Here is a 336-nt window from a genome sequence, read left to right as displayed (position 1 = left end):
ATATATATAGCCACCCAAAAAAAGACACCATCCGAGAATCGGACAGTGTCAAAGGTAACCATTTAAATTATTTTGAACGGAATCCGTCAAAATAATATAAATGGTTGGGGTGAAGGTTATTTCATTTTCATCTGGTATCAATAACTGAATAATCTTAGGATCTAAGCATTTTTAAGTTATTGTTGATTTATAAATTTAATTAATTAAAGGTGATTTATTTTTTATAGTGGTGGTCTGCGGCCGGTAATAAAAAATATGAGTGCGAGCACTAAACCCACAACAAATAAAATCCAGGCAATGCTGCTAGCTGTACCTGCAACACCTGTTAAACCTAAA

Annotated in this window: 1 protein-coding gene; it reads right to left on the bottom strand. The window is 33.0% G+C overall.

Annotation, left to right across the window (positions count from 1 at the left end):
- Positions 1–221: 221 nt before the first annotated feature.
- A partial coding sequence (locus tag A9E74_RS13920; RefSeq protein WP_069297164.1) for a DUF1328 family protein occupies positions 222–336 on the bottom strand: 115 nt, incomplete at its 5' end.

Origin of the sequence: Methylophaga muralis, from assembly GCF_001720165.1 — a bacterium.
GTDB lineage: Bacteria > Pseudomonadota > Gammaproteobacteria > Nitrosococcales > Methylophagaceae > Methylophaga > Methylophaga muralis.
The sequence above is the reverse complement of the archived record's forward strand: the minus strand, read 5'-3'. Positions and strand labels throughout refer to the sequence as shown.